General features: G+C 72.5%; 22 protein-coding genes and 1 pseudogene. 10 read left to right on the top strand and 13 right to left on the bottom strand.

Annotation, left to right across the window (positions count from 1 at the left end):
- Window positions 1-37: 37 nt before the first annotated feature.
- From ACE3OU_RS04900 to ACE3OU_RS04865, 8 genes are all read right to left on the bottom strand, one after another.
- Window positions 38-1,756, bottom strand: coding sequence for a gamma-glutamyltransferase family protein (locus ACE3OU_RS04900; RefSeq protein ID WP_374240424.1), 1,719 nt, complete (start codon window positions 1,754-1,756; stop codon window positions 38-40).
- Window positions 1,746-2,999, bottom strand: coding sequence for a 6-phosphofructokinase (locus ACE3OU_RS04895; RefSeq protein ID WP_374240423.1), 1,254 nt, complete (start codon window positions 2,997-2,999; stop codon window positions 1,746-1,748). The genes ACE3OU_RS04900 and ACE3OU_RS04895 overlap by 11 nt, the downstream gene beginning before the upstream one ends.
- A gap of 92 nt (window positions 3,000-3,091) precedes the next feature.
- Complete coding sequence (gene adk / locus ACE3OU_RS04890; RefSeq protein ID WP_374240422.1) at window positions 3,092-3,745, bottom strand: adenylate kinase; 654 nt, start codon at window positions 3,743-3,745, stop codon at window positions 3,092-3,094.
- Window positions 3,746-3,807: 62 nt separating this feature from the next.
- A complete protein-coding gene (gene kdsB, locus ACE3OU_RS04885) occupies window positions 3,808-4,569 on the bottom strand; it encodes a 3-deoxy-manno-octulosonate cytidylyltransferase (RefSeq protein ID WP_374240421.1) in 762 nt (253 codons plus the stop codon).
- A 2-nt stretch (window positions 4,570-4,571) separates the two neighbouring features.
- Window positions 4,572-4,760 carry a Trm112 family protein gene (locus ACE3OU_RS04880; RefSeq protein WP_141348759.1) on the bottom strand — a complete coding sequence of 63 codons (189 nt, stop codon included), beginning with the start codon at window positions 4,758-4,760 and terminating at the stop codon, window positions 4,572-4,574.
- Window positions 4,741-5,751 (bottom strand): tetraacyldisaccharide 4'-kinase, encoded by a 1,011-nt coding sequence (gene lpxK, locus ACE3OU_RS04875; protein ID WP_374240420.1) that lies wholly within the window; start codon window positions 5,749-5,751, stop codon window positions 4,741-4,743. Before lpxK ends, ACE3OU_RS04880 begins: the two co-directional genes overlap by 20 nt.
- A 16-nt stretch (window positions 5,752-5,767) precedes the next feature.
- The gene (locus ACE3OU_RS04870; RefSeq protein WP_374240419.1) at window positions 5,768-6,190 is read right to left on the bottom strand and encodes an ExbD/TolR family protein; all 423 of its coding nucleotides are present in this window, start codon (window positions 6,188-6,190) and stop codon (window positions 5,768-5,770) included.
- 10 nt (window positions 6,191-6,200) lie between these two features.
- Window positions 6,201-6,806, bottom strand: a complete 606-nt coding sequence (locus ACE3OU_RS04865) for a MotA/TolQ/ExbB proton channel family protein (RefSeq protein WP_374240418.1) — start codon at window positions 6,804-6,806, stop codon at window positions 6,201-6,203.
- Window positions 6,807-7,104: 298 nt separating this feature from the next.
- Here ACE3OU_RS04865 and xseA point away from each other — a divergent pair, with 298 nt between their 5' ends.
- Together xseA and ACE3OU_RS04855 are read left to right on the top strand one after the other, a co-directional pair.
- Complete coding sequence (gene xseA, locus ACE3OU_RS04860; protein WP_374240417.1) at window positions 7,105-8,463, top strand: exodeoxyribonuclease VII large subunit; 1,359 nt, start codon at window positions 7,105-7,107, stop codon at window positions 8,461-8,463.
- A gap of 105 nt (window positions 8,464-8,568) precedes the next feature.
- Window positions 8,569-9,153, top strand: coding sequence for a superoxide dismutase (locus ACE3OU_RS04855; protein ID WP_374240416.1), 585 nt, complete (start codon window positions 8,569-8,571; stop codon window positions 9,151-9,153).
- A gap of 154 nt (window positions 9,154-9,307) precedes the next feature.
- Here the strand turns inward: ACE3OU_RS04855 and ACE3OU_RS04850 are convergent, their stop codons facing one another.
- The 3 genes from ACE3OU_RS04850 to ACE3OU_RS04840 are packed head-to-tail and all read right to left on the bottom strand — an operon-like array spanning window position 9,308 to window position 15,418.
- Entirely contained in the window at window positions 9,308-12,097 is a 2,790-nt protein-coding gene (locus ACE3OU_RS04850) for a helicase-related protein (RefSeq protein ID WP_374240415.1), read from the bottom strand.
- A complete protein-coding gene (locus tag ACE3OU_RS04845) occupies window positions 12,094-14,109 on the bottom strand; it encodes a hypothetical protein (protein WP_374240414.1) in 2,016 nt (671 codons plus the stop codon). Before ACE3OU_RS04845 ends, ACE3OU_RS04850 begins: the two co-directional genes overlap by 4 nt.
- A complete protein-coding gene (locus ACE3OU_RS04840) occupies window positions 14,102-15,418 on the bottom strand; it encodes a hypothetical protein (protein ID WP_374240413.1) in 1,317 nt (438 codons plus the stop codon). Before ACE3OU_RS04840 ends, ACE3OU_RS04845 begins: the two co-directional genes overlap by 8 nt.
- 171 nt (window positions 15,419-15,589) lie before the next feature.
- Here ACE3OU_RS04840 and ACE3OU_RS04835 point away from each other — a divergent pair, with 171 nt between their 5' ends.
- Together ACE3OU_RS04835 and ACE3OU_RS04830 are read left to right on the top strand one after the other, a co-directional pair.
- Entirely contained in the window at window positions 15,590-16,024 is a 435-nt protein-coding gene (locus ACE3OU_RS04835; RefSeq protein WP_374240412.1) for a hypothetical protein, read from the top strand.
- Between the two features lie 2 nt (window positions 16,025-16,026).
- Window positions 16,027-18,255 (top strand): AAA family ATPase, encoded by a 2,229-nt coding sequence (locus tag ACE3OU_RS04830; RefSeq protein WP_374240411.1) that lies wholly within the window; start codon window positions 16,027-16,029, stop codon window positions 18,253-18,255.
- Window positions 18,256-18,283: 28 nt separating this feature from the next.
- Here ACE3OU_RS04830 and ACE3OU_RS04825 read toward each other — a convergent pair whose 3' ends face one another.
- Both ACE3OU_RS04825 and ACE3OU_RS04820 read right to left on the bottom strand, forming a co-directional pair.
- On the bottom strand, window positions 18,284-18,613 hold the full coding sequence (locus ACE3OU_RS04825) for a hypothetical protein (RefSeq protein ID WP_374240410.1): 330 nt from the start codon (window positions 18,611-18,613) through the stop codon (window positions 18,284-18,286).
- A 99-nt stretch (window positions 18,614-18,712) separates the two neighbouring features.
- The gene (locus tag ACE3OU_RS04820; RefSeq protein ID WP_374240409.1) at window positions 18,713-19,297 is read right to left on the bottom strand and encodes a redoxin family protein; all 585 of its coding nucleotides are present in this window, start codon (window positions 19,295-19,297) and stop codon (window positions 18,713-18,715) included.
- Between the two features lie 165 nt (window positions 19,298-19,462).
- Between ACE3OU_RS04820 and ACE3OU_RS04815 the strand changes: the two genes are divergently transcribed.
- From ACE3OU_RS04815 to ACE3OU_RS04790, 6 genes and pseudogenes are all read left to right on the top strand, one after another.
- Window positions 19,463-20,479, top strand: coding sequence for a sulfate ABC transporter substrate-binding protein (locus ACE3OU_RS04815; protein ID WP_374240408.1), 1,017 nt, complete (start codon window positions 19,463-19,465; stop codon window positions 20,477-20,479).
- Entirely contained in the window at window positions 20,480-21,217 is a 738-nt protein-coding gene (locus tag ACE3OU_RS04810) for an RBBP9/YdeN family alpha/beta hydrolase (protein ID WP_374240407.1), read from the top strand.
- A 259-nt stretch (window positions 21,218-21,476) separates the two neighbouring features.
- Window positions 21,477-21,986, top strand: a complete 510-nt coding sequence (locus ACE3OU_RS04805; protein ID WP_374240406.1) for a rhodanese-like domain-containing protein — start codon at window positions 21,477-21,479, stop codon at window positions 21,984-21,986.
- A gap of 3 nt (window positions 21,987-21,989) precedes the next feature.
- Window positions 21,990-23,012, top strand: coding sequence for a serine O-acetyltransferase EpsC (gene epsC, locus ACE3OU_RS04800; RefSeq protein WP_374240405.1), 1,023 nt, complete (start codon window positions 21,990-21,992; stop codon window positions 23,010-23,012).
- A 147-nt stretch (window positions 23,013-23,159) separates the two neighbouring features.
- Window positions 23,160-24,098 (top strand): family 2A encapsulin nanocompartment shell protein, encoded by a 939-nt coding sequence (locus tag ACE3OU_RS04795; RefSeq protein WP_374240404.1) that lies wholly within the window; start codon window positions 23,160-23,162, stop codon window positions 24,096-24,098.
- Window positions 24,067-24,623, top strand: a pseudogene (locus ACE3OU_RS04790) (hypothetical protein); the annotation flags it as partial. The gene ACE3OU_RS04795 and the pseudogene ACE3OU_RS04790, both read left to right, overlap by 32 nt.

The following is a 24,623-nucleotide window of genomic DNA, read 5'->3' as shown; positions in this document are numbered from 1 at the left end:
ACGCCCCGACAATCGGCACCCCGACCCGGCGGCGCGCTCAATCGCCGCCGGCCGTGCCCTCCCGCCGCGGGTCGGCCACGCCCACCCAGCCCCGGCCGCTGCGCACCACCAGCGCGATGCCGCTGGTCATCTCCACCTCACGCACCGTGTGGCCGCGGGCCCGGAGCGCCTCGATCACCTCCACCCCGACCCGCCCCCGCTCCACCTCGGTAGGCCCGTTGCGGCTGCCCACCCGCGGCTGGGCAACCACCTCCTGCGGCGGCATCCGCCCGTCGAGCAGACCGATCAGCGCCTGGGAGACGAAGTTGGGAATCTGGCTGCCCCCCGGCGAACCGAGCAGCGCGTAGAGGCCCCGGCGGTCGAAGACCACAGTCGGCGCCATCGAGCTGCGCGGCCGCTTGCCCGGCGCGATCCGGTTGGGGCCCTCCGCCGAAAAATCCGTGAGCTGGTTGTTGAGGAAAAAGCCACCCGCCAGCCGGCGGTTGCCGAAGGCGTCCTCGATGGACGAGGTCAGCGCCACCCCGTTGCCAAAGCCATCGACGATGGACAGGTGGCTGGTGGACGGCCGCTCGGCGTCGGCCTCGCCGCCTTCGCCGCACCGGCCCGCCGACCTCTGCGGCGGCCCGGCGCGGGGGCCGATGGTCTGCGCCCGGCGGGCCAGGTAGCGACCATCGAGCATCGCCTCGACCGGCACCGCCACGGCCGCCGGGTCGCCCACGCAGGCCGCCCGGTCGGCGTAGGCCAGGCGCCCCGCCTCGGCGAAGCGATGGATGAACGCCGCCTCCCCGGCCGGCCCTGGCGGCAGCCGGCGCCAGATGCCCAGCGTGGCGAGCACCGTCGTGGCGCCCGAGCTCGGCGGCGGAAACCCGCACACCCGGTAGCTGCGGAAAGGCCGGCACAGGGCCGCCCGCTCCACCGGTCGGTAGGTGGCGAGGTCGGGGTAGCCGAGCAGGCCGCGCCGGTCGGCCTCATCGGCGGGGAGTTCGCCCCGCACCGCATCCCGCACAAGCCCGGCCAGTTCGCCGCGATACAGGGCCCGCGGCCCCTCAGCCGCGACGAGGCGCAGGCTGCGGGCCAGCGCCGGGTTGCGCAGCCTGTGCCCGACCGGCCACGGCCGGCCGGCGGCGTCGAAGAACAGGGCCTGGGCCGCCGGGTCGGCAAAGCCACCCTCCAGCGCCAGCAGGGCGTGCAGGCGCGGGGAGACCGGGAAACCCGCCTCGGCCAGCCGGATCGCCGGGTCGAAGAGCTGCGCCCAGGGCAGCCGGCCAGCCGCCCGGTGGGCCTGCCCGAGCATCGCCAGCAGGCCGGGCGTGCCGACCGCGCGGGGATCGCGCACCGCGCTGGCGAAGTCGAGGCGGCGCCCCGCGGCGTCATCGAGCTGCCGAGCCGAGGCCGCCAGCGGCGCCGTCTCGCGGCCATCCCAGGCCCGCAGGCGCCCGTTCCGGGCATCGTAGAACAGCATCAGGCCACCGCCGCCGAGCCCCGAGGACTGGGGCTCGACGAGGCCGAGGACCATCTGCGCCGCGATCGCCGCGTCCACCGCCGAGCCGCCGGCGCGCAGCATCTCGACGGCCGCGGCGGTGGCATGGGGGTTGGCGGTGACGGCCATGAAGCGCCGACCCTCGGCGGGCGGCTGGAGCGCGTAGCCCGTCGCCGCCTCGGGGGGTGGCTGCTCGGCACCGCAGGGGCCGGCCAGCACCAGGCCGGCCAGCACCAGGCCGGCCAGCACCGGAAGCAGGCCGGACCTAGCCCCCATGGGCCGGCAGCACCGGCGTCAGCAGCGGGAGCTGCAGGCGCAGATAGTCCGGCAACCCATCGCGGAAGGCCGGCAGATCCTCGCCGCTGATGAGCGGACGGCACCAGCGCCGGAAGGCCTCGGTGATACCGAAGCCATCGGCGGAAATGAACTCCGGCGGCAGCTTGCGTTCGAGGTTGGCCACCGCCTCGAAGGGCAGCAGGTTGGTGCGCCAGCGGTAGGGCAGGTCCGACAGCCGCTTCATGCCGACCACCCCCGCCTCGCCGGCCACGGCCCGGCGCACCGCGGCCTTGCCGACCGCGAAGGCCTGGGCGGTGTCGGCCTTGGAGGCCAGGTGGCGGGCCGAACGCTGCAGGTAGTCGGCCAGCGCGTAATGCACCTTGTGGCCGAGGACCCGGTGGATCAGCTCGGCCACCACCTCGCCGGCACCGCCGAGCTGCACGTAGCCCTTCTGGCTGCGATCCTGCATCGCCAGGATCTGCCCGTCGGCCCGGCGCAGCCCCTCGGCCACGACGACCGCGCAGTGGCCATGGCGAGCCACGGTCTCGCGCACCCGCTCGAGGAAGCGCGCCTCGTCGAAGGCCACCTCGGGCAGCAGGATCAGGTGCGGCGCGGCGTGCTCGGCGTCGGCGGCGAGGCCGCAGGCGGCGGCCAGCCAGCCGGCGTTGCGCCCCATCACCTCCAGCACGAAGGCGCGGCCGCCGTCGGTGGTCATCGCGGCGAGGTCGAGCCCGACTTCGCGCACCGAGGTGGCCAGGTATTTGGCCGCCGAACCATAGCCCGGGCAGCAGTCGGTGCCGACGATGTCGTTGTCCACCGTCTTCGGCACCCCGACCACGGTGAGCGGGTAGCCGCGGGCATCGGCGGCGGCCTGGATCTGGCGGCAGGTCTCCATCGAGCCGTTGCCGCCGTTGTAGAGGAAATAGCGTACGTCGTGGGCCGCCAGCACGGCAAAGAGACGCTCGTACTGGGCCGGGTTGCGCTCTTCCGGGTCGAGGTCGAAGCGGCAGGAACCGAAGGCGCCGCCGGGGGTCGCCCGCAGGCGGCGCAGGTCGGCGTCGTGGAGCCCGGCGGTGTCCACCAGGGTCTCGCGCAGCACGCCGAGGATGCCGTTGCGGGCCGCGAGGACGCGCCCGATGCGCTCCGGGTGCAGGCGCGCCTCGGCGATGACGCCGGCGGCGGAGGTGTTGATCACCGCCGTCACCCCGCCGGACTGGGCGTAAAGAAGGTTTCCTGTCAGCACGGCTGCGGCACTCCCCAAAAACCCAAAAATCCAAAAACAAAAGGGCCGGCGCGCTGGCGGCCGGCCCTGCGAACCCTGCTTGCGCGGGCGGATTACTTCAGCGCATCGAAGGCACGGTCACGGATCTCCTCGACCTTGCCGAGGCCGGCGATCTTGCGATACTGGGGCGCGTTGGCGTCGCCGTTGGCCGCCCAGTCGGAATAGTAGGCCACCAGCGGCTTGGTCTGGGAGTGGTAAACGTCGAGGCGCTTCTTGACGGTTTCTTCCTTGTCGTCGTCGCGCTGGATCAGCGGCTCACCGGTCTCGTCGTCCACGCCCTCGACCTTCGGGGGGTTGAACTTGACGTGGTAGGTGCGGCCGGAGGCCACATGCACGCGGCGGCCGGACATGCGGCCGATGATCTCCTCGTCGGGCACGTCGATCTCGAGCACGAAATCGATGGGCACGCCGGCGGCCTTCATGGCCTCGGCCTGGGGGATGGTGCGCGGGAAGCCGTCGAACATGTAGCCCGACTGGCAGTCGGCCTCCTTGAGGCGGTCCTTGACGAGGCCGATGATGATGTCGTCGGAGACGAGGCCGCCGGCGTCCATCACCTTCTTGGCTTCGATGCCCAGCGGGGTGCCCGCCTTGACCGCGGCGCGCAGCATGTCGCCGGTGGAGATCTGCGGAATACCGAATTTTTCCTTGATGAAATTGGCTTGAGTACCCTTGCCGGCACCCGGCGGCCCCAACAGAATCAGACGCATGCTTTCCCTCCAGTCGTTGGTTATTGTCGTTGCGATGTTGAATGGTGAAACTAACGTGAAACTTACGCCCGGTCAAACACCCGGCGCACCCGCTCGAGGTCGTCGGCGGTGTCGACGCCGGCCGGCGGGGCGTGGTCGAGCACCATGACCTGGATCGGATAACCGTGGGCCATCGCGCGCAGCTGCTCGAGGGCCTCCCACTGCTCCAGGGGCGACGGTGCCAGCGTCGTGTAGCGCTTCAGGAAGCCGGCCCGGTAGGCATACAGGCCGATGTGGCGGTAGGCCGGCAGGCCCGCCGGCAGCGCATCACGGTCGGCGGCGAAGGCGTCCCGCGCCCACGGAATCGGCGCCCGCGAAAAATACAGGGCCCGCCCGCGGGCGTCGAGCACGAGCTTCACCACGTTGGGGTTGAAGAACTCGTCGGCGGAAGCAAGCGGATGGCAGGCGGTGGCGATCGCGGCGTCCGGGTCGGCGGCCAGCGCAGCGGCGGCGGCGGCGACGAGCTCGGGCGGGATCAGCGGCTCGTCGCCCTGCACATTGACCACCACATCGTCGTCGGCCCAGCCCAGGCGCGTCGCGACCTCGGCCAGGCGGTCGGTGCCCGACGGGTGATCGGCGGAGGTGACGATCACCTGCCCGCCGGCGGCCTCGACCACCGCGGCGATGCCGGGATGGTCGGTGGCCACCCACACGTCGTCGGCGCCGGCCTCGCGGGCCCGGTCGAGCACGTGAAGGATCATCGGCCGGCCGGCGATGTCGAGCAGCGGCTTGCCCGGCAGGCGGCTCGACGCGTGGCGCGCCGGGATGACGATGCGGAAGCCCATGCTCAGCGCGCCTGGGCGAGCTCTTCTTCGGTGAGCGGGCGGGCCTCTTCTTCGAGCATCACCGGGATGCCGTCGCGGATCGGGTAGGCCAGGCGCGCGCTCACGCTCCACAGCTCCTGCTTGTCCTTGTGGAAGTCGAGGGGGCCCTTGGTGATCGGGCAAACGAGGATTTCAAGCAGTCGGGGGTCCATCGAGCTTCTCCACAATCAGTTCGGCGGCCTCCGGCGCAAGCTGCGCCCGGACAGGCCACACCCAGCTCTCGGCCGGGGCGAAAGGCGCGCATTTTACCGCATCCTTCTCGGTCATCAGAAGCACATCGCCATCGGGCAGGGCCACATCGGCGGGCGTGAAGGCGTGGTGATCGGCAAAGGGCCGCCGCAGGATCTCCAGCCCCATCGCCTCGAGCTGCCGGAAGAAACGCTCCGGCCGCCCGATGCCCGCCATCGCGTGCACGCGCCGGCCGCGGAAGGCCGCCGGCTGGCGGCGCTCGCCGCGGGCGCCGACACGCTCGAAGGCGCTGCCGGCAAGGGTGAAGTCGAACACCGGCACCCGCCCCAGCGCTGTGCGCAGGCGGGGCGACAGGCCGCCATGGGCGAGCACCACGGTGGCTTCGGCGAGCCGGCCGACGCCCTCCCGCAGGGGCCCCGCCGGCAGGCGGAAGCGGTTACCGAGAGTCGCTTCGTCCACCACCACGACCTCCACGTCGCGGGCCAGGCGGTAATGCTGGAGACCGTCGTCGGCGATGAGCACATCCACCTCCGGGTGCGCTGCAAGGAGGCCGCGCCCGGCCGCCGGGCGATCGCGCCCGACCCACACCGGGCAGCCCGACAGGGCGGCCATCAGCACCGGCTCGTCGCCATAGCGGGCTGGATCGCCGCCGGGCGGCACCTCGGCGGCGCCCTCGACGGAACCGCCATAGCCGCGGCTGACGATGCCGGGCCGTCGCCCGCGGGCCCGCAGCGCGTCGGCCAGCCAGAGGGCGATCGGGGTCTTGCCGCTACCGCCGACGGCGATATTGCCTACCACGATCACCGGCACCGGCAGGCGCTCGGCCTTCAGCAAGCCAAGCGCAAACAGCCGGCGACGCAGGCCGGCGACAGAGGCGAACAGGAGCGAGAGCGGAAACAGGCACCATGCCGCCAGCCCTCGGCCTTGCCAGAATCCGGGGGCGCTGCGCGGCATGGGGCGCGAGGGCGTGTTACTGCTGGGCCGCCTGGGTGGCGAAGGAGATATGCACCAGCCCGGCCTGCTGGGCAGCCTGCATCACGTCGATGACGCGCTGGTGGGCGGCCTTGGCGTCGGCGTTGATGATCACCACCGGGTCCTTGGCGTCGGCCGGGACGGCCGCCTGCAGCGCGGCCACGATGGCCGGCTGGCCGCTGCCGCTCACCGGCCGCTTGTTGATCACCACGTCGCCGGCCGCGGTGACGGCCACGTTGACCTCCACCGTCTTGGTGTTGCTGGCCTGGGCGTCGGCGGTGGGCAGGTTGATCTCCAGCCCGGCGAAACGCGAGTAGGTGGTGGTGAGCATCAGGAAGATGATGATCACCAGCAGCACGTCGATCATCGGGATCAGGTTGATCTCCGGCTCCTCGCGGGAGCGGCCACGGCCAAAGTTCATGGTGCGCGCCTCAGCGACGGTCGCCGTGGACCACTTCCACGAGGCGGATGGCCTGCTGCTCCATCTCGACGACCAGGCCATCCACGGTGGCCCGGAAGTGCCGCCAGAAGATCATGCTGGGGATCGCGATGACCAGGCCGAAGCCGGTGTTGTAGAGGGCGATGGAGATGCCGTGGGCGAGCTGCTGGGGGTTGGAGCCGCCCGGCGTCTGGGAGCCGAAGATCTCGATCATGCCCACCACGGTGCCGAACAGGCCCATCAGCGGGCTGATCGAGGCGATGGTGCCGAGGGTGGTGAGGAAGCGCTCCAGGTCGTGCACCACGGCGCGGCCGGTTTCCTCGATGGACTCCTTCATCACCTCGCGGGGGCTGCGCACGTTGCGCAGGCCGGCGGCCAGCACGCGGCCGAGGGGCGACGACAGGGCGACGCGGTTGATCATCTCGGGCGTGGCACCGGAAGTGCGCAGCTCGCCGACGACCTTTTCGAGGAGCCCCTCGGGAAGGATCTTGCTGCGGCGCAGGGTGATGAGGCGCTCGATGATCAGTGCGACGGCGACGATGGAAGCGAACAACAAGGGCCAGATCGGCCAGCCGGCGGCCTGAATGATGGCGAACACGCGAGCACTCCTGCGAATCGTATGAAGCCCGAGAATGTAACCTGCTCCACGGCTCAGGGCAACAGCCGGGCTCCCCACGACAATCCACAAAATCTGTGGATAACTTTGTGGATTGCTGTTGATCGATTGCCCTAAACCCGCGCCCAGCAAGGGTTTTTCCTACTCGGGTCAAAAAATAGGCTATGTTGTCATTCCTTTAAAATCAAGAACTTATAACTTTTTACCCAAGTCAAGCCCGGCGGCGGGATTTTTTCGCGGCGGGCGGGCCGGGATGTGGATTCCGGTAGAATCGCGCCCCATGAACACCCCCCGAAATTCCGTCGAAGTCAAGCCCGGCGAGGTCGTCTCCGTGTCCTGGCTCAACCGCGCCGCCCGCAATCTGCTGGAGGGAAGCTTCCCGCTGATGTGGATAGTCGGCGAGGTGTCGACCCTCACCCGCGCCGCGTCGGGCCACGTCTACTTCACGCTGAAGGACGAGCAGGCCCAGGTGCGGTGCACCATGTGGCGCAACCGCGCGCAGCTGCTGCCCTTCCGCCTGGAGCACGGGATGCGGGTCGAGGTGCGCGCGCTGGTGAGCCTGTTCGAGCCCCGCGGCGACTACCAGCTCAACGTCGAGGCCGTCCGCCAGGCCGGCGTCGGCAACCTCTACGAAGCCTTCCTGCGCCTCAAGGCGCGCCTCGAGGCCGAGGGACTGTTCGACCCGGCGATCAAACGGGCGCTGCCGCGCTTTCCGCGGGGCATCGCGGTGGTCAGCTCGGCCCAGGCCGCGGCCTGGCGCGACGTCACCGCGGCGCTGGCCCGCCGCGCGCCCCACGTGCCGGTCACGCTCTACCCCACCCCGGTGCAGGGCGACGGCGCGCCGGCCCAGATCGCCGCCGCCATCCGGCGCGCCGGCCGCGATGCCGAGGGCCGCGGCAACGACGTGCTGCTGCTGGTGCGCGGCGGCGGCAGCCTCGAAGACCTGGCCGCCTTCAACGACGAGGCGGTGGCCCGGGCGATCCGCGCCTGCCCGCTGCCGGTGGTGGTGGGCGTCGGCCACGAGACCGACGTGAGCATCGCCGACTTCGCCGCCGACCTGCGCGCCGCCACCCCCACGGCCGCCGCCGAGCTGGCCAGCGCGGGCTTCGTCGAGCTCGACGACCGGCTCGCCCACCTCGCCGCCCGCCTGGAGCGGGCGATGCATCGCCGCCTCGAGACCGCCGCCCAGCGCCTCGACCGGGCCGCCGCGCGCCTCACCCACCCGCGCCAGCGCCTGGTGCAGGCCGGCCTGCGCCTCGAGGCCCTCGACCACGCCCTGCGCGCCCGCATGCAGCGCCAGCTCGCCGCCGGCGAGGCCCGGGTCGGCAACCTGGGCCTGCGCCTCGCCGCCCGCCGGCCCGACCTCGCCCAGCGCCGGACCCGCCTCGACGCCCTCGCCCAGCGCCTCGAACGCGCCGCCGGCAACCTGCTGGAGCGCCGCAAGAGCCGCCTCGACGCCCTCGCCCAGCACCTCGCCCACCTTGATCCCCGCGGCGTGCTGGCCCGCGGCTACAGCATCACCCGCAACGCGGCGGGCGAGATCGTGCGCGACGCCGGCAGCCTGCCCCCCGGCAGCGCCATCCGCGTCGAGCTCCACCAGGGCAGCGTGGACGCCACCGTGGACAGGCAGAATGACTAGCCTCGCGGCCCGGCCGTCACGGCCCGATTGTGCCGGCGGGCAAAACCCGACTAAAATGGTCGGGCTATCAACCCCGTTCCATAACCTCTAACCCCGGAGAAAAAGATGGCTCATACCCTGCCCGAACTGCCCTACGCCAAGAACGCCCTGGCTCCGTTCATTTCCGAAGAGACCCTCGAGTTCCACCACGGCAAGCACCACAACGCCTACGTGGTCAACCTCAACAACCTGATCCCGGGCACCGAGTACGAGAACCTCTCCCTCGAAGAAATCGTCAAGAAGGCTCCGGCCGGCGGCGTCTACAACAACGCGGCCCAAGTCTGGAACCACACCTTCTTCTGGAACTGCATGAAGCCGAACGGCGGCGGCGCGCCCACCGGCGCCCTGGCCGACGCCATCAACGCCAAGTGGGGCTCCTTCGACGAGTTCAAGAAGGCCTTCCAGGCGTCCGCCGTGGGCAACTTCGGTTCCGGCTGGACCTGGCTGGTCAAGAAGGCCGACGGCTCCGTCGACATCGTCAACATGGGCGCCGCCGGCACCCCGCTGACCACCGGCGACAAGGCCCTGCTGTGCATCGACGTGTGGGAACACGCCTACTACATCGACTACCGCAACCTGCGCCCGAAGTTCGTCGAGACCTTCCTCAACAGCCTCGCCAACTGGGACTTCGCCGCCGCCAACTTCGCTTGAGTCGCCGGGGCATTGCCGCGTGACGGCCCCGCCGGCGGGGCCGTCGCAGGCAAGTCGAAGGGGGAGCCAGCCGGCTCCCCTTTTTCATTGGCGGAGCGCGGAGCCGGCCCGGCGACGGAGCGCAGCGGCACGCCCCTCGCCCCGGGCGCCACGCTCAGGTCATCCAGTCCTGCGGTTCGGCGGCGCACGCGGGGCAGGCCGGCTCGCGGCGGGTGGTCATCTGCCAGGTGTCGTGGATCTCCCGGAAAGCCGTGGCCGGACGGCTGCCGCAGAACGGGCACGGCGCCACCGGCGTCGGCGAGAAGTTAGGCGCCAACCCGTTGATCTCGGCCACCAGGCTGGCGGGCACGCCGAAGGCCTCGCCGATGCGGGGTGGGATCACCACCCCGTGCAGCTGCGCCCGCAGCGCGTCCCAGCGCTCGCGCAGGACATCCCAGTTGCGTTCGTCGTAGGTGCCCCGGAACACCACCGGCCGCACCAGGATGCGCGGCCAGGGTGCGTCACTGGCGCCCTGTCCGAGGCGCTCGGCAAGCAGCCGCTCCCACAGGCTGTCGACCCGGTCCACGCGGCCGATCTGCTGCTCGACGACACCGGGGTTCCACTCCGGGTGGAGCAGCACCACCGTCCGGCAGGCGCGGTGCAGGTTGAGCCCCTCGCGCCCGACCCTCGACTGGGCGATCAGCACCCGCGGGTGGCTGCCGGCCCGGTTGAAGGCCAGCTGCAGGAAGCGCCGGGTCTGGGGCTCGGTGCCGCCGTACATCAGCCGGGCAAACCCGCCTTCGGGGCGGTTGAACTCCTCCCGCAGGCGGGCCTCGAGGGTCTCCCACAGGGCCTCGGCGGCGGTATCGGTGAGCACCTCGTCGTCTCCATCCTCCTCTTCGTCGGCGGGCTCGCAGACGGCGTCGAGGAGCGCCGCAAAGGCCCCGGCCACAGGCAGGGGCGCGTCGCTGTCACGCTCGCCGGGGGCCAGTTCGTGGAGCGCCTGGGCCACCAGCGCGAGGACACCGTCGGCCTGCCCGGCCTCCCGGGCCACGGCCTGGCGGAAGGCCTCGAAGACCTTGCGCGGGCGCCCCTGGGGCGGCAGGCCGGCATCGAGCCGCTCCAGCAGACCGGTGCGAAAATCGCGGCGGCGGTTGTCCAGCTCGCGGTACTGGCGGCGCAGCCGCGCGTCGAGAGCCTGCCGGTCCGCCGCGCCGGCCCGGCCGAGCTGGCGGTGGGCCGCCTGGACGGCCGTCCATTCGCCGTCGTGGACCTTGGCCTGGGCCCACGGCTCGCCGGCGTCGAGGGCCCGCAGCATCTGGCGCGCGTTGAGCAGGCGTTCGAGGGCCTGCAGCGGCAGCGTGAAGCGTCCGAACACCAGCACCTTCTCGCCGGCCCCGGTCACCGCCTCGATCGCCTCCACGGCCGCCAGCAGGGCCGGGTGCGCGTACAGCGGGTCGCCGTCGCCCTCGAAGGCGCCACCGATCACCTCCCGCCACCAGGCGGCCCGCCGGGCGCGCTTGGCGGCGGCGGGCGAGGCGGCCCTGGAAGCATCGATGGCGTCCGTCTCCCGCGGATCGTCATCAGCGTCGGCGGCGAGCGGGTCGTGGCCCTCCGCCGCATCGCGCCGCACCTGGTCGATCAGGGTCGCGATGCCATGGCCGCTGCCCAGGGTCAGGCGCAGGCGCTTCGAGTAGGAATCGTCGCTCCCCCGCGAGACCATCGACAGGGCCTCGGCCGCGCACACTGCCTGCTTCCAGGCCGGGCCCAGGTGGAGGGTGTCCACGGCAACCTCCCGCTCCTCCCGGTAGGCGTGGAAGGGCAGCCCGGTGTGCGCCGCGAAGGCCTGCACGGCGGCCACCTCGCGCTTGTCCCGGCGCAGCAGGAAGCGCGTCAGCGCGGTGTGGAAGGCTTCTGCAACGGTGCGGAAGGCTTCCCGCGTCGCGCGGCTGTCCGGCGACTGGCGCACCTGCTGGCAGGCCTTGGCGTAGCGGTCGAAGATGTCGCCGTCGGAGCCGGAGAGGCCGGACGGGTTCACGCCGATGCGCCGCAGCGTATGGCGCCACTGGCCCACGTCGAGTTCCACCGGGGTCGCCGTCATCGCCAGGTGGCGCATGGCCTTGCCCGCCAGCACCACGCCGTCGAGGATGCGCGCCAGGCCGCTGTCGTGGCCGCGGCTCTTGTGGGCCTCGTCGATGATCACCAGATCGAACACCCCCAGGCCGAGCCCGACGACCCGCTCCAGGTCGGGCCGCAGCCCCTCGTGGCGCCGGTAGCTGGCGCCGTCCAGAGCCGCCGGCCAGTGGATGCGGGTGACGAGCTCATCCAGCAGGCTGACGGCCGGGTGGTCGCGCTGACCGGCGGGCCGGCCGGGGTCCCGCAGGGTGCCGACGGCGTCGACGATGCTGCGGGCGGCGCCCTGCACCCAGCTGTCGTCGAGCTTCTGGTGGCGCCACAGCAGGCTGTGGGGATGGGCGGCCCGCCGCGCGTGGGCGTACACCGCCGGCAGCAGCGCCCAGCGCCAGGGGTCGCAGCCGGGGCCCAGCTTCCAGCGGGTGAAGGTGTGGGACAGCAGCACGACGTCCTGCTCGAACCACGGCGTCTCCGGCGGCCCGTCCGGCGCCCACACGGAGAGGTACTGCCACAGGGTGCGCAGCAGGTCGGGGGCCGCCACGCCGCCATCGCGCAGCTCGGCGCGCCACTGGAAGCCCAGCCCCGGCGGCACCAGGATCAGCACCCGCCCGCCGGCGGCGGTCACGCTGCGGGTCAGGGCCACCGCGATGCGGGTCTTGCCCATGCCCACCTCGTCGGCGATCACCACGCCGTTCTTGGGCAGCCGCGCGGCGATGCCCCGCAGGCTCGCGCACTGGCCGTCGTTGAGCGGCCAGCCCGGCCGGCCCTGTGCTTCGGCGAGGGCCTCCAGCTCCCGGCCCACCGCCATCCATCCCTTGAAACACTGCTTCATCGCACCCCCGCTCCAATCACCTGCAGGGCCGCGACACCCCACTTCTCCTCCACCCGCGCCAGCAGCGCCGCGTACATCGCCCCCTCCGGCGAGTCGTCCGCCTCGGCAAAATCCGGCCGGAAAGCCTCGCCCCGCAGCGGACTCAGGGGGTTGAGCCCGAGCGTCCGGAAGTAGTCCACCACCGGGCTGTCGGCGATCCGGGCCAGGGTCTGCTCCAGGCGGGCGCACCAGGCCGGCCAGTCGGCGCGGGCCAGGGCGGTCTGCTTGGCGGCGATGTTCTCGACGAGCTCCATCATCTGGCGCACCGGATAGGGCGCCACGCCGCCAGGGCCACCACCTCCACCGCCCCCGTCGTCATCGTCGTCATCATCGCCGCCGGGGCCGTCGTCGGCACCGGGCGGCGGGTCGTCGTCGGGGGCGGCGGGAAAGCCCATCAGCGCCCACCAGGCCTCCTCGAAGCCGAGGGTGGCCAGCTCGGCGGCGGCGAGCCGGCCGAACTCGTCCATCACCGGCACCAGGCACTCCCGCTCCCGGCCGGCGTCCTGCCAGCGCAGGCGCACCTGGCGCGGTTTCGGCGCCGGCCACAGGAAACCGTCGGCCAAGCGCGCGCAGGGCGTGCCCGCGGTGTCGAGCACGGCCAGCCCGTCGGGCACCGCCTCCTCCGCCTGCAGCAGGCCGTCCGTCCCGCGGGTCGTCCACGTCAGCCAGGCCAGCGGCGGGGCCACGTGGGCCTCGCCCGGCGCGGGCATGTCAGGGCCGGCGGCGGGGGGCGCGTCGGCGTTGAAATCGTCGTCCCACTGCAGGGGCAGCAGGTTGGTGACCAGCGTCGCCGGGGCCTGCCGCCCGCCCCGGGGCCACTCGAGCCTGCCGGGCGCGAAGACCACCCCGGCCTCCAGGTTGCCGCCGTGGACCGACATCGGGCTGGCGAAGCCCGGGCCGGTGAGGTTGCCGGAGCCCAGATACACCCACGCGGCCGCGCAGGCGGCCGAGTTGCTGCGCTCCCGGGCGCTGAACAGGAACTTGGCGTGAAGGCTGCGCCGGGCGTGGCGGCCGAAGACCGCCTCCATGGCCGCCGCCGGCCGTACCGACCAGCCGGCCTCACCGATCGCCCCGACCGCGCCGGCTACCCCCTGGCAGGCCAGCGGGTTGACGAACACGTCGATCATCGCCGAGGCCGTCAGCAGCCCCGCCCCGCGGAGAGCTGCGACGATGGCCGCGAGCACCGTGGGCACCTGGTCGGCACGGGCATCCGCCGCCGCCTCGAAAAAGCCCGAGCCCATAGCCAGGTAGTTGCGGGCCCCGTCGCCCGCCTCGGCCCGCAGCAGCGGCACCAGTTGGTCGAGGAACGAGCGCCGGCGGTTGTCGATGAAACGCGCCCGCGGGCCGGCCACCGCCACGCAGCGGGCAACCCAGGCGGCCAGGCTGTCCCGCGCCGCCACCGTCTCGCTGTGACGGCGCGTGCGGCCGGCGTCGAGCAGGCGCAGGTCGAACAGGCCCTGCAGGAAATCCAGCAGCCCCCAGGCGGCCTTCACGTCGGCGCAGCGCGCGGCGAGGTCGCCATCGTCGGGGGCGGCCAGCTCGGCGGCATCGATGTCGATGGACCAGGCCAGATCCAGGCTCTCCTCAACCGTCTGGCGCGTCCAGTTGCCGGTGGACACGATCAGCCGCAGCCGCCAGGCGTCCTCCCCCGGCCCGCGGAAGCCCAGCAGCGCGAACTTGGCGTGGAGCAGCCGGAACGGCCGCGCGTCGGCCCGGCGCAGCGGCAGATGGGCCAGCCCCGGCACCTCAACCGGGCTCAAGGCCGGCTGGGCCGGATCGAGGATCAGCGCCAGCGACACACGGCCCCGGTGGGCGCGCTGGGCCGCGGTCTCCAGCGTGAAACGCTCCAGCGCCTGGTCGAGGAAGTCGGCATCGGCCGAGTAGCCGCACAACCAGCCGAACACGCCCCGATGCTCCGGCGGCGCGTCGAACAGCTGGGCCAGGGACGGCGGACACAAGGGTTTGTCAGCCATGGGCGACCTCCCCGGTGGCGGGCTGCAGCCAGGCCTCCAGCAGCCCGTCCACATCGAGGCCGAGCCACCACAGGTTATGGATGCGGTGGGAGATGCCCGCCGGCCACGCCGGATCATCGGCCGGTGGTGCATCGTCGGGGGCCGCCGTGGCATCGGCGGCGCCGTCGGCCTCCCCCACCCTGCCGCGGAAGGCCGGGCCCGGACAGGCCTGGTCGCCCAGCCGGCGCAGGATGCGCCCGTCCCGTTCGAGCAGATGGCCGAGCACCTCGGCGTCAAGCGGCGCGATGCATTCGGTGCAGAAGCGCGTCGCCTCCCGGGCCGGGTGGCGGGCCTTGAGGAAGGCCGCCGCCGCCTCGCGCAGCGTGGCCAGCCCGGCCTGGACGGCCCCCGGCAGCGGGCCGCCGATCGCCACCCGACGCTCCGGCGTGTCGATTTCCTGCTCCAGCGCGTCGAGCACCGCCAGGGCCGCGTCGCGGGCGAGAAAGAACAGCGCCCCGGCGTGCAGGTCGGCCCAGTGGGCGGCCTGGGTGATCTCCGCCGGGCGCGCCTCCCACGCCACCGGCGGCGCCCCCCGGCGCCGCGCACGCACCCAGCGCAGCGCGTCGCCGCGGCGGGTGCGGTCGTCCGCCGCCTCGCCGGCGGCGCCCTGTTCGAGCCGGGTGTGCAGCAGCTGGCGGGCCCGGGGCGGCAGGGGCAGCACCGGCGCCAGCCCGCGGTAAACGGCGTCGGTGTTGACCTGGTCGGTCTCGCCGCACACCCACAGCGCGAGGTGCTCCACCAGCTCGCGCCCGAAGGGGTGGCAGTCCGCGGCGACGGCGTCGATGAAGGCCGCGCCGTCGGCGTTGCACGCAAAAGCGCTGAAGCGGCTGCCCGTCGCGTCGGCAAAGCCCAGCGCCGGCAGCGCACTGACGGTGGCCATGCGCATCGGCTGCGAGACGTAGAAGCCTGGCTGGCTCACGCTGCGGAAGCTCAGGTCGGTCTTGCCGGCGAGCAGGGTGGTGCCGCGCACGCGGCCCTCGCCGGCGCGCAGCCCGCCCCTGATGGCCAGCCAGCAGCCCAGGGCCTCGATGGCGTTCGCCACCGCGATCTTGCCGGCGCTGCTGCCCCGCTCGGCGGCCCGCTCGGCGGCCCGCTCGGCGACCCGCAGGCCCAGGGTGGCCAGATACAGCTGCCGGCCGAACCACACGTTGCCGAGCCCGGGCACCGCCCGCTCGTTGAAATGCCGCGTCGTGGCGGCCAGTTGCAGCGTGCGCACGCGGCGGACGCTTTCGATGCTGCCGAGGCCCAGGATGCCCCATGTGAAGTTCATTGCACTGCTCCTCCGGATAGGGCCGGCATGGACCCCGTGAACACAGGGTCTTACGTCCTCGGCACGGCGCCCTTTAGCCGTGTCGATGGCGCCAGCTTACGGCCGGGTACGACACAGCCTGTCGTGCCGGACTGCTTCAATGCGCCCTGTCACCCCCCCCTGGAGATCGCCATGACCGCCAAGAAAACCCCGCCCCTGTCGTCCCGGGCGCTGCTCGCCAAGCTCGGGATCGACGAAGCCGCCCCCGAGCTGCTGCTCTTTGACGACGAACCCCTCGGCTCGCCCCTCGACAACCTGGCCGCGGCCCTGCGCGAGCGCTTCGAGGGCCTCACCCACTCCCACAGCCTGCGCCCCGGCGACGTGGTGAGCTGGAAGCCCGGCCTGCGCAACCGCCGCTGGCCGAGCTACGGCAAGCCGGCCATCGTGGTCGAGACCTTCGCCACGCCTGTGTACGACGGCGAGACCAACTCCGGCAGCCCCTACTTCCGCGAACCCCTCGACGTGGCGCTCGGCGTCTTCGTGGAGGACGGCGAACACCGGGGCGACTTCCTGGTGTGGCACGTGGACAGCCGCCGCCTGCAACCCTTCACCGACGGAGGCTGCTGAAAATGGCCCGCACGTCCAAGACCTCCCCCTGGCGCCGGGATTTCGCCACCGTTCCCGCCGAAACCCGCCGCGCCGGCCGCTACGCCCTGCAGATGCTGCGGGGGCAGCCGGCCCTGCTGCGCCGCCTCGCCGACAGCGACTTCACCGCCGCCCTGTGGGCCCTGTGCCTGCCGCTGCTCGACCCCGCGGTGCTCGCCCGGCTGGAGGCCGAGTGGTCCGCCAGACGCAACATCGACGACGACGATGACGACGGCGACGACGGGCTGCCGGCCTTTCTGCTGAGCCCCGACCGCCGCCACCTGCGCGGCCCGCGCGGCCGCCGGGTGCGCGCCTTCCTGGCCGACGCGCTGGCCCGGGTGCCGGAGGGCGTGTACGCGCGCCTCGCCCGGCAGGACGGCAGCCGCCCGACCCACCCGGGGGTGGCCCTGATCGCCGAGTGCGCGGGCCTCGATGCCACCGAGACCGCGGTCCTCGACTTCATCGACAAGCGCGTGCAGATGCCGGTGTTCAGCACCCTCCTGCGGGAGACCGGCAGCAACGGCCTGCGCGACAACCTCGCCAACCTGGCCGCCGCGCTGGACACCCCGGCAACAAGCCTGAAGCAGGTCTTCGGCCGGGCCGGCACCCTGCGCCAGCTCGGCCTGATCCGGCCGCCGCGGGCGCGGGAAGACCTGGAGGATTTCTGCGGTGCCGAGGATCTCCTCAACGAGATCCTCCTCACCGCCCCCGAGACCCGTGCCGACCTGCTGGCGATGATCGTCGAGCCCGTCGCACCCTCGCCATGGACGCTGGCCGACTACCCCCACCTGGCCGACGCCGGCGAACGCCTGCGCCGCACGCTCGGCCGGGCCGCCGGCGCGCGGGCGGCGGGGGTCAACGCGCTGCTCTACGGCCCGCCGGGCACCGGCAAGACCGAGTTCGCCCAGGCCGTCGCCAGCGCCGCCGGGCTGGTGGCCTGGCGGGTGCGCACGGGGGACGACGAAGGCGAGGGCCTGTCGCGCCGCGGCCGGCTGTCCGCCTACCTGCTGCTGCAGCGCCTGCTGCGCGGCCGCGACGACAGCCTGGTGATCTTCGACGAGGTGGAGGACGCCTTCGGCGGCGGCGACAACCTCCTGCTCGCCCTCTTCGGCAAGCCCTCGGGCAGCCCCCACGGCGACAAGGGCTGGATGAACCGGACCCTCGAGGAGAACCCCCTGCCGGCGATCTGGATCACCAACGACACCCGCGGCATGGACCCCGCCTTCCTGCGGCGCTTCCTGCTGCCGGTGGCCTTCACCACGCCGCCCCGGGCCGTGCGCCGGCGGATGGTCGAGCGCCACCTGGGCGACACCGCGGTGCCCGCCGCGCTGCTCGACGAGCTGGCCGCCGACGAAGCCCTGGTGCCGGCCCAGTTCGGCGCGGCCCGACGGCTGCTCGACCTGCAGCCCGACCACGACCCGGCCGACGCCCTGCGCGGCGGCATCGCCGCCAGCCGGCGCCTCCTCACCGGCCGCGGCGCGCCCCGGCGGCGCCAGCCGGCCACCGAATTCGACATCGGCTGCCTCAACCTCGCCGGCGGCATCGCCCCGGCGCGCATCGCCGACGCGCTGCTGCGCACCGGCCAGGGCCGGCTGTGCTTCTACGGCCCGCCGGGCACCGGCAAGACCGAGTTCGCCCACATCCTGGCCGACGCCCTCGGCCGCGAGCTGGTGGTGCGGACCACCGCCGACCTGGTGTCGAAATACGTGGGGGAGACCGAGCAGCAGCTGGCCGCGCTCTTCGACGGCCTCGACGCCGAACACAGCGTTCTGTTTCTGGACGAGGTGGACAGCCTGCTGCGCGACCGCCGGCTGGCCCGCCACAGCTGGGAAACCACCCAGGTGAACGAGCTCCTGCAGCAGATCGAACGCTTCCCGGGGATCTTCATCGCCGCCACCAACCTGATGGACGGCCTCGACCCGGCGGCGCTGCGGCGCTTTGACTTCAAGCTGCACTTCCGCCCGCTGACGCCGGCCCAGCGCCTCCGGCTGTTTGCCCGCGAAGCCCTCGGCGACGCGGCCATAGAGACCATTCCGCCGCGCCTCGCCCGCACGCTGGAGGGGCTGGACGGGCTGACCCCCGGCGACTTTGCCAACGTGGTGCGCCAGCGCACGCTGCTCGGCGAGAGCCTGTCGCCGGAGGACTTCCTGCGCCGGCTGATGCAGGAATACCGCTGGAAGGCCGCCGGCGGGCTGCACCCGGCGGCGGCCTGACGGCACGCCCGGCCAGGTGGCGCGCCGCTCAGGCCGGGAGCGGGCCGGGGACCTTCACGACCCGCGCCAGCTGGTGGGAGACGCGCTGATGCAGGCGTTCGGTGGCCCGCTCGATGGAGCGCTGGATGTTGCTCCCCAGCTCCTCGATGACGACCGCCGAATGCCCCTTCAGCGTGAGGGCGATGCGGCACAGCTTGTCGACGCCGCCACGGTCCGCACCGTTGATGTCAAGCAGGCGGACCGATGCCCCTTCGATGCGATCGGCGAAACAGGAAAGCGCGACGTCGAGCTTCCGGGTGGCAAAGCGACGCAGCTGGGCTGCGCCCGGAAGACCGACGACCTTGATGTGAACTCGCATGCGATGCTCCTGTAAAGCTCAGCAAAGGTGCTGCACGGGCGATACTCTAGACCACGCAATCGATTCGGGATATCCGTATATTTCGCGGGTTTTATCAGTTTATTCCGAAGTTTTGCGCGCACCGCCCGCCGCGCCCGAGGCCGGGACGAGGCTCGCCCACCACAGCCGCGCCCGCATCCCGAGGGCGGTGGTGTAGCCCACCGCCACCGTGCGCAGCCGGCCGTCGGCATCGATCACCGCCAGCGCCGGCACGCCGGCGAGGCCGTAGCGGCTGGCGATCGCGCCACTCTCGTCCACCACCGTCGGCCAGGCCAGCCCGCGCGCGGCCAGCACCCGGGCCACCTCCGCCGGCGAGCCGGACTGCATCGCCACGGTGAGCACCGGCCAATCCCCGGCGAGGCTGGCGACGCTGTCCTGCTGGGCCTTGCAGATCGGGCACCAGTCGGCCCAGAAATACACCGCCACCGGCCGGCCGGGGTGATCCGCGCGCCAGGCCGCGAGCCCCATGGCTCCGCCGGTCGCCAGCGGCCCGGCAAAATCCGGCGCCGCGCCGAAGGGCACGTGGCGGGTCTGCCACAGCTGCACGGCCACGATCACCAGCACGATCAGCGCGGCGTCGAGCGCCCAGCGCAGCCAGCGGTGGCGTTCGACGGGTTTCGGCGGATGGGGGTCGGGAGCAGACATCGGACGTCCGGTTCGGGCAACAGATGGCGTGAGCTTACCCCGCCGGCCGGGAGGCCTCCACGGCCTTTTCAGGATTCGCGATTAGCTTCGTCATTTTTCTTGGTTCGCCGCGGCGGGCGCTGTCCCTAGACTCCACGCCATCCCCCGACAATCAAGGACATAACGATGCGCTCCCCCCTCAAGCCCCGCCTCGCCCGCTGCCTGCTGGCCGCCCTGCTGTCCGTCGGCCTCGCCGGCCAGGCCCTCGCCGACGTGACCCTGCTCAACGTCTCCTACGACCCGACCCGCGAGCTGTACCAGGACTTCAACGCCGCCTTCGCCAAATACTGGAAGAACCGCAGCAACGAGACAGTCACCATCAAGCAGTCCCACGGCGGCTCCGGCAAGCAGGCCCGCTCGGTTATCGACGGCCTGGAGGCCGACGTGGTCACCCTGGCCCTCGCCTACGACGTGGATGCCCTCCACGAGAAGGGCAAGCTGATCCCCGCCGACTGGCAGAAGCGCCTGCCCCACAACGCCGCGCCCTACACCTCGACCATCGTGTTCCTGGTACGCAAGGGCAACCCCAAGAAGATCCGCGACTGGAACGACCTCGCCCGCGCCGGCGTCGAGGTGATCACCCCCAACCCCAAGACCTCCGGCGGCGCCCGCTGGAACTACCTGGCGGCCTGGGGCTACGCCCTCAAGCAGCCGGGCGGCAGCGAGGCCAGCGCCCGCGACTTCGTCAAGCAGATCTTCGGCAACGTGAAGGTGCTCGACTCCGGCGCCCGCGGCGCGACCACCACCTTCGTCGAGCGCGGCATCGGCGACGTGCTGATCGCCTGGGAGAACGAAGCCTACCTGGCCCTCAAGGAGCTCGGCCCGGACAAGTTCGAGCTGGTCACCCCGTCCCTGTCCATCCTCGCCGAGCCGCCGGTCGCGGTGGTCGACAAGGTGGTGGACAAGCGCGGCACCCGCAAGGTCGCCACCGCCTACCTCGAATACCTCTACTCCCCCGAGGGCCAGACCATCGCCGGCGACAACTACTACCGCCCGCGGGACGCCAGGATCGCCGCCAGATACGCCAAGCAGTTCGCCCCAGTGAAGCTGTTCACCATCGACGAGGTCTTCGGCGGCTGGACCAACGCCCAGAAGGCGCACTTTGCCGACGGCGGCATCTTCGACCAGATCAACCGGCGCTAAATGACCACCCTCCACGCCCCCCGTCGCCCATCGGATGACGGCCCGGCGGCCGGCCGGCAGCCCACCATCCTGATCGTCCCGGGCTTCCACGGCAGCGGCCCGGCCCACTGGCAGAGCTGGTTCGAGGGCCAGCTGCCGGAGGCCCGGCGGGTCGCCGGCATCGACTGGGAAACCCCCATCCTCGCCCGCTGGGCAGGGGCGGTGCGCGACGCCATCGACCGGACACCCGGGCCGGTGTGGCTGGTGGCCCACAGCTTCGGCTGCCTGGCCTCGGTGGTCGCCGCCGCCGACCGCCCCGAGCGGGTCGCCGGCCTGATGCTGGTCGCCCCGGCCGACCCGGAGCGCTTCAGCCTCACCGGCCTGCGCGTCCCCGGCGACCCCCACGCGCCCCAGAGCCTGGCACGCTGGATTCCCGACACGCCCCTGGCGCCCCCCAGCATCGTGGTGGCCAGCAGCGACGACCCCTGGGTGCCCCTCCCGACCGCCGCCCACTGGGCCGAGCGCTGGGGCAGCCGGCTCGACGAGATCGGCGCCGCCGGGCACATCAACGTGGATTCCGGCCACGGCCCCTGGCCCGAGGGGCTGGAGCGCCTGCGGGCCCTGCAGGCCGCAGCCGGCAGCCTGCCCCCCGGCCCGCTCGGCGGGAAGCCCCGCAACCGCCGCGGCCGCCACGGCGCCCTCGCCCGGCTGCGCCACGGCACCCGCAGCGACGGCCGGCTGTTCGAGCTGCGCGGCTGAGTCCCGCCGTCCCACGCCGGCCCCTGCCTCCGCGCCATCCCGATCAGGCGAAGCCACCGGCTTCGCCTTTTTTGTGTCCACCGCCCCCCGGGCCTATGCACGAATCCTGCAATGCTTTGCGGAGCGGCCCTGCAATGCTCTGCACATTCCCGCTGCAATCGATCTGAATTCTTATTGGTTCGTCGGCGACGGGCGGGCCGTTAATGTTTCTCCACCGGACAGGGCGCAGCCAGGCGCCCCCCAACCAGTGGAGAACACCATGCTCGCCCCTCAACCCAGCCAAGCCACTCACCCCAGCCTTCCCCCCTCTGCGCCGGCCGACGATCCGTTGAGCCGGCTTCTCGAAGACACCCGCCAGGCAGCCCGCGAGGCCGGCCTGCCCCATGCCGGCGGCCTGTCGCCGCGCGACGCCTGGGCGCTGTTCAGCGCCGGCCGCGCGGTGCTGGTGGACGTGCGCACCAACGAAGAGCGCAAGTTTGTCGGCCACGTGCCCGACAGCCTCCACGTGGCCTGGGCCACCGGCACCGGCATGACCCGCAACCCGCGCTTCGTGAAGGAGCTGGAGGCCAAGGTGGGCAAGCAGGCGGTGATCTTGCTGCTGTGCCGCAGCGGCAAGCGCTCCGCCGCCGCCGCCGAGGCCGCCGCCCGGGCCGGCTTCGGCAGTGTCTTCAACGTGCTCGAAGGCTTCGAGGGCGAGCTCGACGCCGACACCCGCCGCGGCGGCCTGGGCGGCTGGCGCTTCCACGGCCTGCCGTGGGTGCAGGACTGAGCCATGGACACCGCCGCCCTCCCCAAGGCCGCCCTCGCCGGCCATCTCCCCAAGGCCCCACGGCCCGCCCCTGGCCCCCGGCCGCAGCCCGCGGCCACCCCCTCCACCTCGTGGAACCTGGAAGCGGTGGTCGCCGAGCTGCGCGGCGTGCGCGAGCGCTGGCGCCTCGCCCAGCAACGCCAGCGGGAATGGGGCGGCCGCGAGCTGCCCTCCCGCGAGGCCCTCGGCGCGGTGGTGGCCGGCCTGTGCGGCGCGCTGTTCCCGATGCGCCTCGGCCCCGCCGAGCTGCGCCAGGAGAACGAAGACTTCTACGTCGGCCACACCCTCGACGCCGCCCTCAACGGCCTGCGCGACCAGGTGGCGCTGGAGCTGGATTACCAGCAGCGCCACGGCCACCCGGCGCTGGACGCCAGCCTGGAGGGCGCCACCCGCATCGTGCGCGACTTCGCCGCCGCCCTGCCCCACATCCGCGCGCTGCTCGACAGCGACGTGGAGGCCGCCTACCGGGGCGACCCCGCCGCCGGCAGCGTGGACGAGGTGGTGCTGTGCTACCCGGGCATCCACGCGGTGATCCACCACCGGCTGGCCCACCAGCTGTACCGCCTGGGCGTGCCGCTGATCGCCCGCATCGTCGCCGAGCTGGCCCACTCGGCCACCGGCATCGACATCCACCCGGGCGCGCAGATCGGCCCGAGCTTCTTCATCGACCACGGCACCGGCGTGGTGATCGGCGAGACCGCGGTGATCGGCGCCCGGGTGCGCCTCTACCAGGCCGTCACCCTCGGCGCCCGGCGCTTTCCGGTGGGCGCCGACGGCAGCCTCGAGAAGGGCCTGCCGCGCCACCCGATCATCGAGGACGACGTGGTGATCTACGCCGGCGCCACGGTGCTCGGGCGCATCACCGTGGAGCGTGGCTCAAGCGTCGGCGGCAACGTGTGGCTCACCCGCAGCCTGCCGCCCGGCAGCCACGTCACCCAGGCCGGCCTGCAGCAAGAGCCCGCCGCCGGCGACGGCGCATACATATAGGGCGTCGTCTCGCGCCCCCCGTGGCAACGCACGGCCCCTACAGAAAAGATGAACAACGTGTCTCGCAAGCCCCCACTGGCACCGGCAAGGGCGCCAGGGGTTTCCAGTTTCAACCACACCTGCCCAGGCAGGAACAAGGAGTAAGTCATGGCAGCAGAAAACAGGGTGCATCACGCACTGGGCGATGCCGCGGCACGCCAGTTGGCCAACGCCACCAAAACCGTCCCCCAGCTCTCGACGATCTCGCCGCGCTGGCTGGTGCATTTCCTCCAGTGGCTGCCGGTCGAGGCCGGCATCTACCGCCTCAACAAGGTCAAGAACCCCCAGGACGTGCGGGTCAGCTGCTCCCAGCGCGAGGACGAGGGCGACCTGCCGGAGATCTTCGTGGACTACGAGGACCAGCCGCGGGAATACTTCCTCAACGCGGTCACCACCGTGCTCGACGTGCACACCCGCATCTCCGACCTCTACAGCAGCCCCCACGACCAGATCAAGGAGCAGCTGCGCCTCACCATCGAGACCGTCAAGGAGCGCCAGGAATCCGAGCTCATCAACAACCCGGACTACGGCCTGCTCGCCAACGTGGCCGACGAGCAACGCATCTCGACGCTCACCGGCGCGCCCACCCCCGACGACCTGGACGACCTGCTCACCAAGGTGTGGAAGGAGCCCGCCTTCTTCCTGACCCACCCGCTGGGCATCGCCGCCTTTGGCCGCGAATGCACCCGCCGCGGCGTGCCGCCCCCCACCGTGTCGCTGTTCGGCGCCCAGTTCCTCACCTGGCGCGGCATCCCGCTGGTGCCCTCCGACAAGGTGCCGGTGGAAGACGGCAAGACCAAGATTTTGCTGATGCGCGTCGGCGAGAAGCGCCAGGGCGTCACCGGCCTGTTCCAGCCCGGCGTGGCCGGCGAGCAGGGGCCGGGCCTGTCGGTGCGTTTCATGGGCATCAGCCGCAACGCCATCGCGTCCTACCTGATTTCCCTGTACTGCTCTCTGGTGGTCCACACCGAAGATGCGCTGGCTGTGCTCGATGACGTGGAGGTCGGCAAGTACCATGACTACAGTGCCCTCGACACCTACAAGTGACGGCATCGGCGGCGCCGTGCCCGCGGGCCTGCCCGACGTGACGCTGCTCGCCCAGCTGGCCGGCGAGTTCTTCGCCGCCCTGCCCGGCGGCGGCCACGACGCGCGCCTGCCCTTCGGGGCGCCGCCGCAGCCGCCACAGACCGAGCTCGCCCTCGCCAACCGCGCGCCGGCCCTCGCCCCGGCGCCGGCGACCCCGGCCGCGGCCCCCGACGAAGCCGTCGATGCCGCCACCGGCACCGGCCGCGCCGCCAACCCGGTGCATGGCGTGCCCGAGGCCTACGCCGCCGCGCTGCCGCGGGTGGAATCGCCCGAGCCCCCGCGGGGCCCGAGCGCACCGTCTTCGCCCTATTACTTTCTGGGCGAAGCCAGCGCCTATCGCTCGGCAGGCTCAACCGCTTCAACCGCGCCCTCCGCGCCGCCGTCCCACCAGGACGCCAGCGTTGCGGTGCCGGAGGACCGGGTCACCGCCCGCTCCTTCGGCCTGCCCGGCGACGCCGAGCTGCGGGCGCTGCTCGCCGGGCTCGA

The sequence above is a fragment of the Zoogloea sp. genome (assembly GCF_041908905.1).
Taxonomy (GTDB): Bacteria; Pseudomonadota; Gammaproteobacteria; order Burkholderiales; family Rhodocyclaceae; genus Zoogloea.
This window is presented reverse-complemented; position numbering and strand designations above follow the sequence as displayed.